Source organism: Candidatus Pelagibacter communis (genome assembly GCF_001180105.1).
Classification (GTDB): domain Bacteria; phylum Pseudomonadota; class Alphaproteobacteria; order Pelagibacterales; family Pelagibacteraceae; genus Pelagibacter; species Pelagibacter ubique_K.
This window is the reverse complement of record NZ_CVSO01000002.1, coordinates 1-18,831: the sequence shown is the minus strand read 5'-3', so window position 1 is coordinate 18,831 and position 18,831 is coordinate 1. Positions and strand designations below refer to the sequence as shown.

General features: G+C 26.6%; 15 protein-coding genes and 1 pseudogene. 3 read left to right on the top strand and 13 right to left on the bottom strand.

Annotated elements, in window-relative coordinates:
- Nucleotides 1-50: 50 nt before the first annotated feature.
- The gene (gene fumC / locus AMN84_RS00090; protein WP_075482256.1) at nucleotides 51-1,439 is read left to right on the top strand and encodes a class II fumarate hydratase; all 1,389 of its coding nucleotides are present in this window, start codon (nucleotides 51-53) and stop codon (nucleotides 1,437-1,439) included.
- On the opposite strand, the gene AMN84_RS00085 is transcribed toward fumC, so the two are convergent.
- A complete protein-coding gene (locus AMN84_RS00085) occupies nucleotides 1,427-2,992 on the bottom strand; it encodes an AsmA family protein (protein WP_075482254.1) in 1,566 nt (521 codons plus the stop codon). The genes fumC and AMN84_RS00085 overlap by 13 nt on opposite strands.
- A gap of 61 nt (nucleotides 2,993-3,053) precedes the next feature.
- On the opposite strand from AMN84_RS00085, the gene AMN84_RS00080 reads away from it, so the two are divergent.
- Together AMN84_RS00080 and AMN84_RS00075 are read left to right on the top strand one after the other, a co-directional pair.
- Nucleotides 3,054-5,057, top strand: coding sequence for an ATP-dependent helicase (locus AMN84_RS00080; RefSeq protein WP_256998130.1), 2,004 nt, complete (start codon nucleotides 3,054-3,056; stop codon nucleotides 5,055-5,057).
- On the top strand, nucleotides 5,054-6,751 hold the full coding sequence (locus tag AMN84_RS00075) for an aminopeptidase family protein P (protein WP_075482654.1): 1,698 nt from the start codon (nucleotides 5,054-5,056) through the stop codon (nucleotides 6,749-6,751). Before AMN84_RS00080 ends, AMN84_RS00075 begins: the two co-directional genes overlap by 4 nt.
- On the opposite strand, the gene ligA is transcribed toward AMN84_RS00075, so the two are convergent.
- The 12 genes and pseudogenes from ligA to mraY all read right to left on the bottom strand — a co-directional run.
- Complete coding sequence (gene ligA / locus AMN84_RS00070) at nucleotides 6,743-8,764, bottom strand: NAD-dependent DNA ligase LigA (protein WP_075482250.1); 2,022 nt, start codon at nucleotides 8,762-8,764, stop codon at nucleotides 6,743-6,745. The genes AMN84_RS00075 and ligA overlap by 9 nt on opposite strands.
- Nucleotide 8,765: 1 nt before the next feature.
- Nucleotides 8,766-9,599 carry an outer membrane protein assembly factor BamD gene (locus AMN84_RS00065; protein WP_075482248.1) on the bottom strand — a complete coding sequence of 278 codons (834 nt, stop codon included), beginning with the start codon at nucleotides 9,597-9,599 and terminating at the stop codon, nucleotides 8,766-8,768.
- Between the two features lie 41 nt (nucleotides 9,600-9,640).
- Nucleotides 9,641-10,561 (bottom strand): UDP-3-O-acyl-N-acetylglucosamine deacetylase, encoded by a 921-nt coding sequence (lpxC, locus tag AMN84_RS00060; protein ID WP_075482246.1) that lies wholly within the window; start codon nucleotides 10,559-10,561, stop codon nucleotides 9,641-9,643.
- A gap of 67 nt (nucleotides 10,562-10,628) precedes the next feature.
- Complete coding sequence (locus AMN84_RS00055; protein WP_075482244.1) at nucleotides 10,629-11,333, bottom strand: cell division protein FtsA; 705 nt, start codon at nucleotides 11,331-11,333, stop codon at nucleotides 10,629-10,631.
- Nucleotides 11,326-12,000, bottom strand: coding sequence for a cell division protein FtsQ/DivIB (locus AMN84_RS00050; RefSeq protein ID WP_075482242.1), 675 nt, complete (start codon nucleotides 11,998-12,000; stop codon nucleotides 11,326-11,328). The genes AMN84_RS00055 and AMN84_RS00050 overlap by 8 nt, the downstream gene beginning before the upstream one ends.
- Nucleotides 11,981-12,892, bottom strand: a complete 912-nt coding sequence (locus AMN84_RS00045; RefSeq protein WP_075482240.1) for a D-alanine--D-alanine ligase — start codon at nucleotides 12,890-12,892, stop codon at nucleotides 11,981-11,983. The genes AMN84_RS00050 and AMN84_RS00045 overlap by 20 nt, the downstream gene beginning before the upstream one ends.
- Nucleotides 12,893-13,792, bottom strand: a complete 900-nt coding sequence (gene murB / locus AMN84_RS00040; protein ID WP_256998129.1) for a UDP-N-acetylmuramate dehydrogenase — start codon at nucleotides 13,790-13,792, stop codon at nucleotides 12,893-12,895.
- Between the two features lie 2 nt (nucleotides 13,793-13,794).
- Nucleotides 13,795-15,195: a UDP-N-acetylmuramate--L-alanine ligase gene (gene murC / locus AMN84_RS00035; RefSeq protein WP_075482236.1), complete on the bottom strand. Its 1,401-nt coding sequence runs from the start codon at nucleotides 15,193-15,195 to the stop codon at nucleotides 13,795-13,797.
- Nucleotides 15,185-16,249, bottom strand: coding sequence for a UDP-N-acetylglucosamine--N-acetylmuramyl-(pentapeptide) pyrophosphoryl-undecaprenol N-acetylglucosamine transferase (locus tag AMN84_RS00030; RefSeq protein WP_075482234.1), 1,065 nt, complete (start codon nucleotides 16,247-16,249; stop codon nucleotides 15,185-15,187). Before AMN84_RS00030 ends, murC begins: the two co-directional genes overlap by 11 nt.
- Complete coding sequence (locus AMN84_RS00025; RefSeq protein ID WP_075482232.1) at nucleotides 16,246-17,352, bottom strand: FtsW/RodA/SpoVE family cell cycle protein; 1,107 nt, start codon at nucleotides 17,350-17,352, stop codon at nucleotides 16,246-16,248. Before AMN84_RS00025 ends, AMN84_RS00030 begins: the two co-directional genes overlap by 4 nt.
- 3 nt (nucleotides 17,353-17,355) lie before the next feature.
- The gene (gene murD, locus AMN84_RS00020) at nucleotides 17,356-18,660 is read right to left on the bottom strand and encodes a UDP-N-acetylmuramoyl-L-alanine--D-glutamate ligase (protein WP_075482230.1); all 1,305 of its coding nucleotides are present in this window, start codon (nucleotides 18,658-18,660) and stop codon (nucleotides 17,356-17,358) included.
- Nucleotides 18,657-18,831: pseudogene (gene mraY, locus AMN84_RS00015) on the bottom strand (phospho-N-acetylmuramoyl-pentapeptide-transferase); the annotation flags it as partial. The pseudogene mraY and the gene murD, both read right to left, overlap by 4 nt.

Genomic DNA, 18,831 nt, shown 5'->3' with positions numbered 1-18,831 from the left:
CTATATTATTCTTGTAATTTTTAATGTATAAGAATTAATATCTTATCCAAATGAAATTTAGAAAAGAAATCGACAGCATGGGTGAAATAAGTGTCCCTATGGACAAATATTGGGGTGCTTCAACACAAAGATCTAAAAAATATTTTGACATAGGAAAAATTTTTGTAAACAAAAGTCTTATAAAATCTATTGCAATTATTAAGCTAGCTGCTGCAATAGTTCATAAAAAAGAAAAACAAATAGATACCAGTATATCTAATGCAATTATCAAAGCCTCTAGGGATGTTATTTCAGGAAAATTAGATGAAAATTTTCCTTTGAAAGTTTGGCAAACTGGTTCGGGTACTCAGACTAATATGAATGTGAATGAAGTCATTGCTAATCGTGCAATTCAAATACTGGGTGGAAAAATTGGATCAAAGAAACCTGTTCACCCAAATGATCATGTCAATAAATCTCAATCAACTAATGATGTTTTCCCCACTGCAATGCATATTTCAATAGTCAAAGAAACTAATAGAAAATTGTTACCAAGCTTAAAAGATCTTCTTAGCCAATTAAAAAAAAAAGAAAAAAGTTTTAGAAAAATCATAAAAGTTGGCAGGACACATTTGCAAGATGCTACACCATTAACTCTTGGGCAAGAGTTTTCTGGTTATGTGTCTCAATTAAAAAATTGTATAGACAGGATTGAAAGCTCATTAAAAGAAATTCATTATTTAGCACAAGGTGGAACTGCAGTTGGAACTGGGATAAATTCAAGAAAAAACTTTGATATAAAAATTTGTAGACAGATTAGCAAGATTACAAAAATAAAATTTATACCTGCAGAAAATAAATTTGCGGCATTAGCGTCCCACGATGCAATTGTAAATTTTTCAGGGACTTTAAATACTATAGCTGTATGTCTAATGAAAATTGCAAACGATATACGTTTTTTAGGATCTGGTCCAAGAGCTGGTTATGGTGAGCTAATCTTGCCGGCAAATGAACCTGGGTCATCAATAATGCCAGGTAAAGTAAACCCAACCCAATGTGAAGCTGTTACTATGGTCTGTGTAAAAGTTATTGGCAATCATACTGGAATTACTTTGGCAGGTTCGCAGGGTCAATTTGAGTTAAATGTATTTAAACCTCTAATTGCCCACAACATTTTACAATCTATAGATCTATTAGCTGACAGTTCATTAAATTTTTCAAAATACTGCGTTAAAGGTATTAAAGCAGATATTGTTAAAATAAAAGATGATCTTAACAATTCATTAATGCTCGTTACAGCGCTCGCTCCAAAAATTGGCTATGATAATGCAGCAATGATTGCAAAAAAAGCACTTAATAACAAAACGACTTTAAAGATTGAAGCAATTAAATCTGGATTAATAAATGAAAAAGAGTTCGATAAAGTGGTTGATCCAAAAAAAATGACTCAACCTGAATAGCTAGAGAAAATTTTATTTACAAAACTTTTTAAACTAATCCAATTATTAACCTTAATTGAATTATTATTATAGTCATAAATAAGTTCATCAAGAATTTCGTTTACATCAGAGTCTTTATCATTAATAGAAATATGAAAAATTTTTGTATCCATTGTATTGAGGTTTGTATTTATACCAAAAGAAATTTTTTTGATATCCTTCTGATTTTTTTTTGCAACTACAAATTTCCTATTAAATTTGTTTATATTAAATATTTCAAAATTGAATAGTCCTTGAAACATTAAACTATTTTCTTCTTTATAAATACTTCCAGATTCAAATAATAATTTTGCAATTTTTTTATTTTCAATAAAGGAGTTGTTCAGCTCTATTTTTTCACCTACAAAATTCCAATTTAAAAAAATTTCATTAAAAAAGACAGCGTTAATCAACTTATTGCTAGAAATTGAAAATTGTCCATTAAGATTGTTATTTAATAACACATCTCTTGAGAAAATTTCTTTGAATATATTTTGACTCGGATTTAAATCACTTAAATCGAGTTTATCAATTTTAGATTTTATTTTAAAGTCGAATGGATCAAAATCAACAGTACCCTCATAAAAAAATTTATCTGTTCCCAAAAAAGAGTTGCTAGATTTTAACAAAATTTTATCTTTCTCTAAAAAGTAATCAAAAATTAATTTTGATCGTTTAAAATTAATTCTAAAGGTTTTCTTTTTATCATCAATGAAAGATTTGTTCGTAACATTTAGTTTTAATGAATTCAAAATTATTTTTGTTAAATTTTCATTTAAATTTTTATCATTTTTCCACTCGAAACTAAAAGGAATATTGAAAATTTTACCTTGTGAAGACATTATGTTTTGTTTTTTCAACTCGTCATAATAAATAAAAATATTGTTTAGGTTTAAGAATGAAACAATTTGATTTTGATCATTTTTATAAAAAATTTTACTTTTTTGAATTTTAATAGAATTGCTTGAAAAACCGTTTTTTAAAAATCTTTGTAAAAAATTGAAATCCGATTTTTCAATAAAAAAATTTGCCTCACTTATTTCAATTTTTTTAATTTCTATTTTCTTATTTATAAAATTATTTTGATTTATGAAAATTTTTAGTTTTTTGATCTGACTGAATTCTTTTTGATAACTACTTTTTTCAGTAAATATAATTACATCGCTAATAACATAGTGTGGCTTTGGAAGTATTGAATATTTGATTTCAGGTGTCAATGCAAATTCAAAGTTGTACTCCTTTTTAAGTTTAGTCTCTAATTCATTTTGTAGCGATTTCTTTACTAAGATACCTGGGATTGATAAGTATAATAAATACAAAAAGAAGAGTATGCTAAGAAAGAATAAAGCGTAATTTACTCTGAATTTTTCAACCACATAAACTTCTATATTTTTTAATCTAAATCGATAAAAGATTGACTTAATTTTGTTTATTTGCGCATTGATAAATAAAGAAAATTTATTAAAACTCTTCTTAGTTTTATTTCTCTTAAAAAAGCTTTTAATGGAAAAGGATCGAATTTTTAAATTTTTCATTATTTTATAAATGATTTATAGTGATTTAAAATAAATGATAAACTCTGAATATATAAAAAAATTGAATAATTTCCAAAAAGAGGCGGTTTTGCATACTTCAGGACCGCTCTTAATTGTTGCTGGAGCTGGATCAGGTAAAACTAAGGTTCTGACCTCAAGAGTTGCAAATATTGTTGAAAAAAATCTTGCCTTTCCAAACGAAATACTTGCCGTAACTTTTACCAATAGAGCAGCGAGGGAGATGCAGAATAGGATTAGTTTAATTCTTAAGAAGAAAGCGGTTGGTCTACCATGGCTTGGTACATTTCACTCAATATGTGCAAAGATATTAAGAAAACATGCTAAAGCTATTAATTTAACACAAAATTTTACTATAATAGATCAAGATGATCAGCAGAGATTAATTAAAAATATTTGTAAAAGTAAAAATATTGATATCAAAAAAATTTCTCCAAATTTTGTGCTAGCTTTAATTAATAAATGGAAAAATTCTGGTTGGTATCCAAAAAACGTTAAAATCTCTAGGGGACAGATTTTAGAGAAAAACATGTTAGAAGTTTACAAAGTGTATCAGGAGAAACTTACTGACCTAAATGCATGCGATTTTGGAGATTTAATTCTTCATTGTGTTAAAATTTTTGAGGAAAATCAAGATATCAACAAAATTTATTCAAAAAAGTTTAAATATATTCTTGTAGATGAATACCAGGACACAAACTATATTCAAAGCAAATGGCTAAAACATTTAACATTATTGCATAATAATATTTGCTGTGTTGGTGATGATGATCAGTCAATTTACAGTTGGCGAGGTGCAGAGATCAAAAATTTTTTAGAATTTGATAAAGTTTATAAAAACACAAAAATTATTAGATTGGAAGATAATTATAGATCGACTCAAAATATTTTAAATGTTGCATCCCACTTAATTTCTTATAACGAAAATAGACTTGGAAAAAAATTGAATTCAAATAAAGCTGAAGGTGAAAAAATTAGATTAAATTGTTTTAGAAATGGAAAAGATGAAGCTATAGGTGTATCAGACATAATTGAAAACGAACTTAAAAAAAAATATTCATATAATAATATTGCTATTCTTGTTAGGGCGATTTTTCAGACAAGGGAATTCGAGGAGAGATTTTTGAAGATAGGCCTGCCATACAGAATACTAGGTGGGACTAAATTTTACGAGAGGGCTGAAATTAAAAATTGTATTGCTTATTTGCGCATCATTCAACATGAGAAAGATGATCTTGCTTTTGAAAGAATAGTAAATGTTCCCAAAAGATCTATAGGCGAAAGTTCATTTAAACAAATAAATGATTATGCAAGAAAAAATAATTTATCACTTGAAGTTTCTTCCCAAAATTTAATTGCTCAAAATTTAATTAAACCTAAAACTAAACTAGGGCTTTTAACATTTTTAAATATGATTAAGAAATGGAGAAATGATCACTTAATAAAGAAAATAAATCATGTAAAACTATTGCAGATTGTATTAGACGAATCTGGTTATTCAGCCTCCCTAAAAGATAAAAAAGATTTAGAAAATGAAAATAGACTTGAAAATATCAAAGAACTTTTAAGTGCAATGAAAGAATTTGATAACTTAGAAAGTTTTCTTGAGCATGTCTCTCTAGCAACCTCCATTGATCAACAATGGGACGGAGAGAAGATAAATTTAATGACTATGCATGCATCAAAAGGTTTGGAATTTGATGCAGTGTTTCTGCCTTGTTGGGAAGAAGGAATGTTTCCTCATCAGAAATCTATAGATGAGAAAGGTCAAAATGGTCTTGAAGAAGAAAGACGTCTTGCTTATGTAGGCATAACAAGAGCAAAAGATTTAAGTTTTATATCGTTTTCTTTGAATAGATTTTACCAAGGTGACTGGATAGATAGTTTGTCATCAAGATTCGTGGACGAACTTCCCGAAAAATTTATTGAAAAGAATAGCAATCTTGAGAGAGATGAACAAGATTTTGAATTTAATCAAGATATAGATAATGAAAATGAGAGCTTCAGAAGTCCCGGATGGATCAGATATCAAAAAAGATTAAAATGATCCCACAAAAATTAAAAGAATTAAAAAATAGATTATATCATCACAAAATAGATGGTTATATAATTCCAAAGAATGATGAATACTTTTCTGAGTTTGCCAGCAAGGATAAACTCAAAACTATTACAGGTTTTGATGGATCATTTGGACTAGCAATAATATTAAAAAAAAAAAACTTTCTATTTGTTGATGGAAGATACGTTGAACAGGCAAAAATTCAAGCAGGAAAAAATTTTCAAATATTAGAAATTCCAAAAAAACTTCCTTATCAAATTTTAAATCCGAATTTAAACTTGGGATTCGATCCAATGGTTTTCACCTCTAGAAACTTGAATTATTATTTTAGAAACAAAAATAAATTATCTCCAATAAATACCACATTGATAAAATCGGATATTTCAAAAAATTTTAAATCTCAGAAATTTTATACATTAAAACCAGATATAGTCGGGGAAACAGCAAATAATAAAATTAAAAGATTAATTCAGATTTTAAAAAAAGATGGAGCAGACCATATTTTTATTACAGCACCAGAAAATGTTGCTTGGCTCTTAAACATTAGAGGAAGAGACAATCCGTTCAGTCCAATACCTAATTGTAGAGTCATACTTAACAAAAAAGGAAAAATAAGTTTTTTTTCAAATATCAAAAATATTTCTTATATTCAAAAAAAAAAAGATTTTATCAAAACATCTTTTTTCAATGAAAATCAAATAATTAGTTTTTTGAATAATTTAAACGCAAAAAAAATAATAATTGATAAAACCACTTGTTCTTTTTTTTTTGAAAATTTATTAAATTTAAAATTTAAAATTTCAAATATTGGTGATCCTTTATATTTTATGAAATCTATAAAAAATAAAGTAGAAATAAAAAATACAATTAAAAGCCATATTTATGATGGTGTGGCAGTTACCAAATTTTTATACTGGATTAAGAAAAATCAAAAAAGAAAAGTTTCTGAAATTGATGCTGAAAAAAAATTAGAATCTTTTAGAAAACAAAATAAAAACTATTTGTTTCCGAGCTTCAATACTATATCAGCAACTGGTAAAAATGGATCAATTATTCATTACCGTTCATCAAACAAAACATGTAGAGAGATTAAACGAGATGATATATACCTCTGTGACTCAGGCGGACAATATAATTATGGAACCACTGATGTTACAAGAACCATTGCCTTTAAAGAACAACCCAAAAACATAAAAGATACTTTCACAAGAGTTTTAAAAGGACATATTGCAGTAGCCACTGCAAATATCTCAAAACAAAAGACTGGATCAAATATTGATAAATTAGCAAGAAGATGTCTTAAAAAAGTTAAAAAAGATTTTAGCCATGGTACTGGACATGGGGTTGGTTATTTTTTAAATGTTCATGAAGGTCCACAGGCAATTTCCAAGAGAAATTATATCAAGTTAAGAGAAGGTATGATACTAAGTAATGAGCCAGGATTTTACTCAAGGGGAAAATACGGAATTAGAATAGAAAATTTGGTCTATATCAAAAAAGAAAAAAATAATTTGGTTTTTAAAAACTTAACCCTTGCGCCAATTGATATGGGTTTGGTAAATGTTAGGTTGTTATCTTCTCTAGAAAAGAAATATCTAATCAACTATCATTTTGAGGTATATTCCAAAATTCATAAATTTTTGTCTTTGAATGAAAAAAAATGGCTTTTACAATCAATTTAACATTTTCTCTAAAGTTTTTTGATCAATTACCTTAATCTTATTTTTTTTTGCCAAATCTACTTTTTTACTAGTGGGTTTTTCTCCAATAACTAAGTAGTCTAGTTTATTGGTTACATTGCTCACAATTTTGCCTCCATTATTTTCAATCAACGATTTAGCTTCTGCCCTTGATATATTGCTAAGTTTACCAGTAAACATAAAAACCTGACCTTTAAGCTTTCCTCTGCTATTTTTTTCTTTAAAATTTTGAATATTTAATGATTGTGATAAATTTGAAATAACATCTAAATTTATTTTTTCATTGAAAAACATCTTTAATGAATTTAATTGAGTTTCACCTATTCCATCAATGTCAATCAGTTCTTCGATGTAATTTTTATTTTTTAATCGAAAAAAATTTTCTTTAATCTTTAAGAATTCACTTAAAAGCTTTGCATTTTCTTGACCTATATGCCTTATACCGAGTGAAAATATAAATTTATCTAATGAGATATTTTTTGATTTTTGAATAGATTTTTTTAAATTATCGACTGATAAGCTACCCCAACCATCTAAATTTGATATTCTCTCAAAATCTAAATTAAATATGTCCTGCGGTTGTTTAATAAGACCGATATCCCAAAAATTTTGGACTATCTTTTTTCCAAAACCATCGATGTTAAGTGCATCTTTTGATACAAAATGTTTGATTTTTTCTATAGAAATTTTTTCACATTTAAAACCTTCGCTTGTACATCGTCGAATGGCATCGTATTTTTTAGTTTGAGAATTAAATTCTTTAATAGTTTTTGAACCGCAAGATGGACAATTTGAGGGAAAGATAAATTTTTTAGACTCTTTTTTTCTTTTTGATAAATCCACCGAAATTACATGGGGTATTACGTCTCCAGCTCTCTCAATTTTAACTGTATCACCAATACGTATGTCTTTTCTCAAAATTTCTTCCTCATTATGAAGGGTCGCATTTGAAACCACCACCCCACCTATATTTACAGGCTTTACCTTAGCTACTGGTGTTAATGCACCAGTCCTACCAACTTGGATATCAATATTTAAAATTTCAGTAACAGATTTGCTTGCTGAAAATTTATGAGCTATTGCCCATCTTGGTGCATTCGTTACGAATCCCAATCTTTTTTGGAGTTCAAAATCATTAACTTTATAAACGATACCATCAATATCATAATTTAATTCAAATCTTTTTTTTTCTATATTTTGGTGATTAGTCAATAAATTTTTAATACCTATAATTTTTTTATTTAACTCTGAGGTTTTAAAACCCCATTTTTTTAATTTAATTAAAAAATTAGTCTGTTTGTCCATTGTTTGATCAGATGAAAATCCAAATGTATAGGCAACAAATTTTAAAGGTATGATGGAAGTTTTTTTAGGATCTTTTTGTCTTAACGAACCTGAGGCTGCATTTCGTGGATTAGCAAAACTATCTTTCATTTTCTCAAAATCATTATTTTGGATGAAAACTTCTCCCCTAATATCTATTTCATCAGGGAAATCTTTATGGTCTACATAATGTGGAATATCAGATATTGTCTTCAGGTTTGGAGTTATATCTTCTCCCTCATCTCCATTCCCTCTAGATAGGCCTCTGATTAGTTTGCCTGACTTATATGTAATAGAGGCCGAAATGCCATCGATTTTAGGCTCTGCACTATATTCAAACTCAAAATTTTTATTAAGATTTAAAAAATTTACAATTTTTTTTTCAAAATTTATCAAATCCTCCTCATTAAAAGCGTTAGCTAAGGAAAGCATCTTAACTCTGTGAGGATATTTTTTAAAATTTTTGGAGGGTTTAAATCCTAAAGTTTTGGAGGGAGAGTCTTTATCGGTAAAACCAAATTTCTTTTCAAGATCCAAAATTTCTTTTTTCAAAAAATCAAAATCATGATCTGATACTATTGGTGCGTTATCTTCGAAGTAATGTTTGCTAAATTTTTTATATTGCTTGATCTTTTCTTTATATTCTTTTTTTGCTTTGGATTTTTTCAACATTTTAATTGAAAAGTTTTTTAAATTTTTTCAAAATACTTTTTTTTTCTTTTCTAAGCTGAGTCTTTGACTTATAGTTTTTGTTAAAAATCTTATATGATTTCTCATACCAAATACTAGATTGATAATTATATCCAAGAATAGAGGCATACTTTTGGGACTCGTTTTTTAAACCAAGAGTAAAATATAACTCTACGAGTCTATGAAGTGCCTCTTCGACAAATATAGTTTTTTCATACTTTTCAATGACAGTTTTATATCTATTAATTGCTGCAATCCATTTCTTTTTTTTTATATAGTGTGATGCTATGTACATTTCTTTTGCAGCTAAATAATCGTCTATTAAATCGATTTTATATTTAGAGTCCAACGCAAAATCAGTGTTAGGGTATGTATCAATAATAAAATTGAATTTATCCTTAGCTTTAATTAATGGAGCAAGATCTTTCTTTTCATCAACAATTTTTTCATAATAACAAATAGCTAGTAAAAAATGTGCATAGGGTAAATCCTTATGCTTTGGATAAGTTTTTATAAATCTTATTAGCTCAGCTTCAGCATCATAATAATAATCTTGAGAATAATAAACATAAGCTGACATCAAAGCTGCTTTTGGTGCCCAAGGTGATTGTGGAAATAAAAGTTCGGCTTCATTAAATTTCTTTGCAGCAAAGAGTACATCTCCATTTTCAAATTCTTCATAACCTTCTTTAAATGCTTCAATCATTTGAGACTCCGCATCTTTTTCTTCTACAACAGAAATCTTTTCTTGCTTTGAACATGCTAAAACCATCACGCATAAATAAAGTATCAATAATGTATTTTTAAAAAAAACCATCTTATTAGAATATAAAAGACTAATTTAAAATTAATTAATCTTTACGCGATAGATTTTAGAATATTCTTGTTCAAAAAGGAATGAGGAATATTTTTCTCTTTTAGCTCAATAATTGAGAAATTTTCATTTTTGCTCAGTAATTTTCTTAAGCCTTGATTGGTGATATTGTGGCCACCATGACAAGAGGTAACTTTACCAACCATTTTAAAACCTGATAAATATAGGTCTCCAAGACAATCTAATATCTTGTGATTTACAAATTCTTTTTCATTTCTTAATTTTTCGTTATTAAGTATTTTGTTTTGTTTTACAACTATTGCGTTGTCCAGAGAACCCCCCTTAGCGAGATTTAACTTTTTGAGCTTTTCAATATCTTCATATAAACAAAATGTTCTTGAATTATACATATCCGACAAATCATCCATATAAATGTTAATATTATTTTTTTGAGTATTGATTAACTCATTTTTGAAACTTATTTCAAAATCTATTTCTAAACTTATCTTGCTTGGTTTAAAAGAAATAGATTTTTCACCCTCTTTGTAAATCACTTCTTTATTGATTGTTATTATTTTGATCGGTCGATCACTTATTTCAAAACCTGTCGAATTTATAGCTTGAACAAAATTTTTTGAAGATCCGTCAAGTATTGGAACTTCCTCAGAGTCAATTTCTATTAGCAAGTTGTCAACCCCTTTGCCGTATAATGCTGCCATTAAATGCTCGATAGTTGAAACTGATACACCATATTCATTTGAAATTTTAGTGCAATAAGAGGCACTCGATACATTAAAAACACTTGGATAAATAATATTATTAGATTTTATATCAGTCCTTTTAAAATATATTCCAGTATTTGGCCTCTGGGGAATTAGTTTAATGTTGACCTTTTTTCCGGAATGTAAGCCAATACCTGATAAACTTATTTCTTTTTTTAAAGTTTTTTGTTTTAAAATTGACATCAAGAGATCTTATATTCATCTGTAAAATCAAAGAAAAAACAAGTTATGTTACAAAACAATACAAGATTTAGCCAAAAAAATTGAACATTTTCTCGAAAAAACCCTGTTTTTTTGTGTGCATGTTATGCGTTATTACTTCTGATGGGTTGATGCCATCTATTACTTTCTTTGCTGCGATACAAGGACTGATATCACTTTTATCTGCGAACTTATTTGAATATTGATAACTAATGATTTTTTTTACTTCAATATTACAATCTTTAAAGATTTTATTTAATGTTTTAACAGTAGAGCTGTGAACTGTAATGAAGCTGACATCAATAATTAGTTCTTTATAACTAACATTTTCCGGAAATTCTAAATATTCTTTTCCATCAAGAATGTATTTATCAATTAATATATGTAGTATAATGCAATCTTTATTGTTTTTTACAATAAGTTGTTTCGCATCACTAATTAATCTAACAACATCGGTCTCTTTTATCTTATTTGAATCGTATTTATTTTTTAGACTTAAAGAGAAGTGATCATATTTAGCATCTGTAATTATATTTATTTTTTCAATAAAGTTTCCAACATATTTCTCAAAGTCTTTAATCTTTTCTGAAATGAACTTTGATAATATTATTAAATTAAGATTATTATCTATCGTGTCTGGCAACAGATATTTTTTTTGATAATTGAAATTATCGTCATTAGAGCTAAAATAATTTATGTGTAGATTATGACCAACTATTGCAAAATAAAAAGATTGATATTCTTTATTAATCATAAGTTATTATCTTATTAGGAATTCTTAAATCAATAATTCTTGATTTATTAAACTCATCATCATTTAAAAGTTTCGAACCAAAATTAAAATTATCAACTGATAAATTTGTTGAAAATTTAATTTTTTTTTTATTTCTTAATTCTACGTCTATTCTCTCGCTTGGAAAAAATTCTATTATCATTATTTTTTCAATTTCAAGATCTGATTTATCTATCATTTTCAAAGTTCGAAAAGCTTTTTTTATATTTTTAGTACCAATAATTTTAGGAACATTGGTTGGTAAATTTTCTAATTTAATTATTTTTCCGTTATTTCCTAGAACAACTAATTCATTCAAATATTTTATAGTACTAATGGCCTCAGCTGACTCAAAAAAAACTTTTACATGATTAGGATATATTTTTTTAACACTATAATCTTTTATAAAATTTAGAGAATTCATAAAATTAAATGACTCTTTTTTCAGTGTAAAAATGTTATATCCAATTAAACTAACTAACTTTTTCTCCAAGATTATGCTATTTTTTTTATCTAAACCAAGAACCTCAATTTTTTTAACATTAAAAAAATTATTTAATTTTAAATTTGAATTGTGTATTGAGGATAGAATTAAAAAAATAATAAAGTAAAAAAGAATATAATTTTTCTTATCTATTTTTTGAAGCATCTTTGATAATCCAGTCTATTAATGAAAAGAAATTCATTCCATGGTATAATGCTATTTCCGGCACTAATGAAAGATTTGTCATTCCTGGCTGAGTATTAGTTTCCAAAAGATAAAATTTCCCTTTATAAAATTTAAAGTCTGATCTGGTAACTCCTCTACATTTTAAAGCTTTGTGAGCTTTCAAAGCAATGTTCATCACTTTTTTATACTCTTTCATTTTAATATTCACCGGAATAATGTGTTTCGTTTTTGCTTTGGAACTATACTTCGCCTTATAATCATAAAATTTTCTTTTGGGTTTCAGCTCAATTGCTCCTAGCTTTTTTTTTCCAAGTATTGCAACTTGAATTTCTCTTCCTGGTATAAATTCTTCAACCAAAATTTCATCATAAGCTTTAAGCTTATTAAGATTTTTAACGATATTTTTTTCATTACAAATATAAACACCTAAACTTGATCCCTCATTAATTGGTTTGATAACTACAGGAAATTTAATTTTCTTTTTTAAAAATTTTATCACTTTTTTTTTATCTAAATCTATTCTTATTTTTTGAAATTTTGGTGTTAAAATCTTATTCTTAATGAATATTTTTTTTGAAATTTCTTTATCCATCGCCATCATGGAAGATAGGACACCTGAATGGGTGTATTTAAGACCTTTGCTCTCTAAGTAAGTTTGGATGAAACCATCTTCACCAAATCTTCCGTGTAAAGCGTTGAAAACAACATGGGGAGAAAACCTGTCAATATTTTTTGTCAAATTTTCGTCAGGTTCAACTATTCTACAATAATATTTTTTTTTAATACTGTTCATCACTGCTTTTGCAGTTTTGAGACTAATAGACCTTTCTCCTGAGATACCACCTCCGAGAATAAGAATTCTTTTTTTCATCTATTCTATTATTTCTATCTCAAGATCCAAAGATATACCTGTTTTTTTTTTGACTTCATCTTTCACAAAATTAATCAACTTGTTCATCTCAGAAAAAGAGGCATTTTTTGAATTAACAAAGAAATTGCTATGTTTAGATGAAATTTTAGCATCCCCAAAACTAATATCTTCAGGCACACTTTCACGAATAAGTTCCCAAACTTTTTTTTCGGTACTTTTTACTGGATTTTTAAAAGTACTCCCACCAGTTTTGACTCTTAATGGTTGAGATGATTCTTTAAGTTTTTTTAGTCTTTCAATTTCTTTTCTTATAAATTCCTTGTTACTTTTTTTACATTCAAATGTGGCACTTAAAAAGATTAAATCATTAGGTAAATTGCACTTTCTATAACCAAAAATAATATCCTTTGTTCTAATCGAGCTTACCTTTCCTTCAAAATCTACTACCTGAATTGAAACTAAAAAATCTTTGAATTCAGACCCGAAACATCCAGAATTCATTCTTATACCACCACCTACTGAGCCTGGTATACAAGACAAAAATTCTAAACCAGATAAACCATTTTCACAGGCAAAATCAGAAACATTTTTATCTAAAGATGAACAGCCAGCAACTAATTTATTATCATCAATCAATGATATATTGCTAAAATTTTTACCTAACTTAATAAAAATTTTTTCCCCCAATTTTTCACTAATTAAAAGATTAGATCCCGCTCCTAAAACATGTTTTTTATATTTTGGTACTATTTTTAAAAAACTTATTAGCTCTTTTAAATTTTCTGGTTTAAAAAAAACCTTTGCTGATCCACCAATATTCATCCAATTCAAATTTTTAAGAGAGAAATCAAATTTTAGATTAGAATTATTTTGATCTTTAAAGGTTTTAATTTCTTGCATGTTCATTGTTTAAGAAAATTTTTAAGCTCTTTTAACCATCCAGATATTGATCCAGCACCCATTCCAATTACAATTTCATTTCCTTTTAAATTGTTTTTGAAGAAATTTACAAGGTCTTGTTTTTGATTAACCATAATTACTAACGCTTTTGAATTTTTTGATATATCTTTAGCAAATTTTTCATATTTAAACTTCAATTTAATTTTTTCGCCTGCCTTATAAACGGGGCATAATAATACTTGATCTGAATTTTTAAATGATTTGCTAAAATCATTGCTTAAATCATTTAGTCTTGAAATTCTGTGTGGTTGAAAAATAGATATGACTTTTTTGTTTAAAAAGCTTTTTTTTACACCATTTAAAACTTCTTTAATTTCAGTTGGGTGATGAGCATAATCATCAAAAAAAGTTACACCATTAAAATCAAAAACTTTATTAAACCTTCTTTCAACCCCTTGAAAATCTTTGAGGCTTTTTTTTATTAAGCTTGTAGATATTCCTATATGAGAAGTTAATGCAAATGTTGCAGCCGCATTACTTATATTATGAAATCCAATTAAAGGGATTTCTATATTGTTGACACTTATCTTTTTTTTATTAGGTATTTTTATAATTAAATCAAAAATTGACCTATTTAATTTGTACTTTATATTTGTAATTCTAAAATTAGAATCTTTATTAACACCATAAGTAAAATAGTTTTTAACAAGATTTTTTTTAAGTAAACTTCTATTATTGACATCATCAATACACAAAAATGCTTTGCCGAAAGAGGGAACGTTTGAAATAAATTTTTCAAAATGCTTTTTTAAATTATCCTCAGATTTATAAAAATCCATATGCTCTCTATCGATATTAGTAATAATTGAATAAGTGAATGGGACTTTAATAAAACTACCATCAGACTCATCAGACTCGAGTACACACCATTCGCTTTTACCTAATTTGGCCGAGTTGTTAATTGAATTTATCACACCTCCATTTATTATTGTAGGATCTAACTTGGCTTTTGAAAAAACATTTGCAATCAATGAGGTTGTAGTAGTTTTTCCATGTGAACCTGCAACAACAATATTCTTTTTTAATGAGGTCATGTGTGCAAGCATGTCTCCTCTTTTGTAAATTGGTAAATCTTTTTTCTTAGCTGCGTTTAGCTCAATATTATTATTTTTAATTGCTGAGGATATGACAATAATATTAGCCTTGTTTAGATTGGAAATTTTGTGTTTTGTAAAAATTTTAATATTATTTTTTTTAAGTCTTTCAATGTTTTTATTTACTGAAATATCACTTCCTTGTATTTTAAAACCAAGTTGTTTCATTATTAATGCCAATCCACTCATACCAATGCCTCCTATGCCAATGAAATGGATTATTTCTTTTTTTCCTAGATTAATTTTCATAAAAAGTTTGTTCTATCATATTAAGGTTTTCAGACCATGATCCTTCAAAAATAAAATTACTCATTTTTTCTACTTTGTTATCTAACATTTGTTTGTTATGAATATTTTTTTCATAAAATTGATAGAAATAGTTTTCAAAAATCTCATGTTCATTAATAAGCCAACCAAAATTTTTATCCACATAAAATTTTGCATTAAAATATTGGTGATCATCTTTTGAAAAAGGAAAAGGAATTGCTAGAAATGGGATCTTTAAAGAAACTAATTCTGACAAAGTAGATGCTCCAGCGCGTGTGATTGCAAAATCACACAATGACATAATTTCACTTAATTTATCTTCAAAAGTAAAAACTTTATTTGTAATACTATTTTGTTCATAAAAGTTTTTTAAATATTCTTGGTTAGATTCACTAGTTTGGTGATATATAGTTAGGTTTATCATCTTTGAGATTCTTAAAATATCTTTAAGAAAGATAGTGTCTAATTTTTTTGCTGTTTGACTTCCTCCAATTATTAAAACTTTTAATTCTTTATCAGATGGTGAGGTTTTTTTTTGTCTCAAAAATTCTTTTCTAACTATGGGTTTGATTACTTTAAGTTTATACAAAAATTTTGAGGGTAAATTTTTTAAATTAGTTTCATAAGCAAATATTTTTTTGCAAAATCTTAACAATAATAAATTAGATCTCCCAATTACTAAATTGGGTTCAAAAAGGAATATTTTAATATTTAAAATTCTTGCTGCTAAGCAGTGTGGAATACTCATATATCCGCCTGTAGATAAAAGCAATTTTGGATTTTCTTTTTTAAGGAAAAATAAGGATTTTAAAAACGAAGCAATTAAAAAAAAAGGAAATATTAAAATACTAAAATTTTTTTTAAATTGTGGGATATGAATTTCATTTACATTATAATTTTCTTTTTCAATGAAATTTAGACCTCTTTTATCTGAAATTATTTTTACATTAAATTTTTCCTTAAAATAATCATAAAATACCTTAGCTGGTATAACGTGTCCTCCTGTCCCGCCAGTGCTTATTATCATGGAGCTCATTTATCTATTTTTCTCTTTGTTAAATTTAAAATTATTCCTATTAATATCGAGGAACCAATTATAGAGGAACCTCCATAACTAAGAAATGGCAAAGTCATTCCTGTTGTAGGTAAAAATCTAATATTTACTCCAATATGAACTAAAACTTGAAAAAGAATTAACATTACAGAGCCAACAAGTATTAATTTGAAACATTCATCTTCTACAGTTGATACTTTTTTGAAAACTCTAAAAATAAGACATAGAAATATTAAAATAATTCCTATTATTGATATTATTCCAAATTCTTCAGCTATTACGGCTATAACATAATCTGTATGGGCTTCTGGTACTCTAACATTCAAAGTGCCTTCTCCGATACCTTTTCCAAAAAAACCTCCATTCATAATTGCTTCTGATGCTCTCTCAGACTGATAATTTCCTTTTGAAGTTAAATCAAAAAATGAATCAATCCTAAATTTTATGTAATTCAATTTCGGGATAAAGTTAATCATCAGAAACAAAGTGCATAAACCAATTAATATAAAAATAATTAAAAATATAAGATTTATACCTGAAACAAATATGAGACTTAACCAAAGAGATAATACTAATAATGTTTGTCCAATATCTGGCTGCAAAAATAGTAAAAGGATAATTGGAATGATTGCGATTAAACTTAAAAGATATCTTGCATACTTATTCGAATATTTTTCAGATGTAAGTATCATTGATAGTATGATTATTAAAAATGGTTTAAGTATTTCGATTGGTTGGAACCTTGGAAAAAAGAATATATCTAACCATCTTTTAGAGCCTTTAACCTCCACACCAATAATTGGGACTAAAATTAAGGCACAAAATATTATCAAAAAAGAAACTAGTGACAGTTTATAAAAAGTTTTTTCTTCAAGTAAGGAAAAAAAGAAAATTGTGAAAATTCCTATCAGAGTATAAATAAATTGCTTAAAAAAAAAATAATAACTTGTTGTTTCAAGTTTGGTAGATGCAATTAAAGAAGTTGAAACAAGTGAAAAAAAAATACCTAAAGAAATTAACAAGATTATTAAAAAAAATAAAAATTTATCAATATTTTTCCACCAATTATATAAAGAAAAATTCATATCTTATTTTCTATTAATTCCAATTTTTTTTAACTGATAATTGAAATATTTTCCTCTATCCTCGAAATTTTTGAAATCATCAAAAGAAGCTGATGCAGGGCTGAAAAGAATAATTTTTTCATTCGACATCTGTTCTTTTTTAAAGTCAATTTTAATTTTCTTTATTGCAGAAATCATATTTTTAAATTTTTGATAATGAACTTTATCCTTTAGTCTTTTTGCAAAAAATTCAGCATTTTTCCCAAATATATAGGCTCTTAAATTAAAACAATCTTTTTTACTTAATGTAAATTTATCCCCTTTTTTTGGCAATCCTCCTAAAATCCAGAAAGTCTTCTTCTTGGTGTCTATAAGTTCTTGCGTAGAGGAAAAGGATGTCGATTTTGAATCATTAATTACCTTAATTTTTTTACCATTTATAACAATTTCATTTCTAAATCTTAAACCCTTAAATTTATTTAAAGTAGGTATAATCTTTTTCAAATTAATTTTTAAAAAATTACAAATATTGAAAATGAAGATAAGATTTTTTTGATTAACATTATTATTTAGATAATTATTTTTAATTAATTTTTGAAATTTCAAATAAATTTTCTCATCAACTCTTAAAACTTTTGAATTAATCTTTTTTTTATTTAGTACTTTTTCAATTATTTTATTTTTATTTTCTATAAAAGCGTAGGAACTTTTATTTTGCATTAAAATAAGTTTAATTTTACTTTGGACGTAATTTTTGAAATTGCCGTGTCTTTCTAGATGATCGACTGAAACATTTAAAATTGCTGCGAAATTAGTTTTATAGTATTTGCTATATTCGATTTGATAAGAAGAAGCTTCAACAACAAATAATGTTTTTTTGGTAAAATGATAATTTGATAAAATAGATTTTCCGATATTACCCACTAATTTTGTATGAATTCCTTGAGACTTAAGAACTTGATATAGAAGTTTGCAAGTTGTTGATTTTCCATTTGTTCCCGTGATTGTGATAAAAAAATTTTCTGGAAAACTTTTATAAAACACATCCAAATCAGAGATGATCTTTTCTTTATTTTTTATTATTTCATTCGATAATAAACATTTTCTGTAATTTATCCCAGGGCTTAATAAAACGTAGTCAAAGTTCCTTATACTATCACTTCCTCTGGTAAACTTTTTGTTATAAGGAAGGTTTGTTAAAGGTAAATTATCATCAAAAACTTTTAAATTATTTTTTGTTTTCAAAAAGTTAAAGGCGGACTTGCCAGTTTTACCATATCCATAAATTAGAATTTTTTTATTCTGGAAGAATTCCCTTGTAGATTTCATCTTAGTTTTAAAGTGGCTAAACCAATCATTGCCAAAATAAGTGATATAATCCAAAATCTTATGACTATTGTAGATTCAGCCCAACCTTTTTTCTCAAAGTGATGATGAATTGGTGCCATCATAAAAATTCTTTTACCTGTTAGTTTGAATGAAACAACTTGCACAATTACA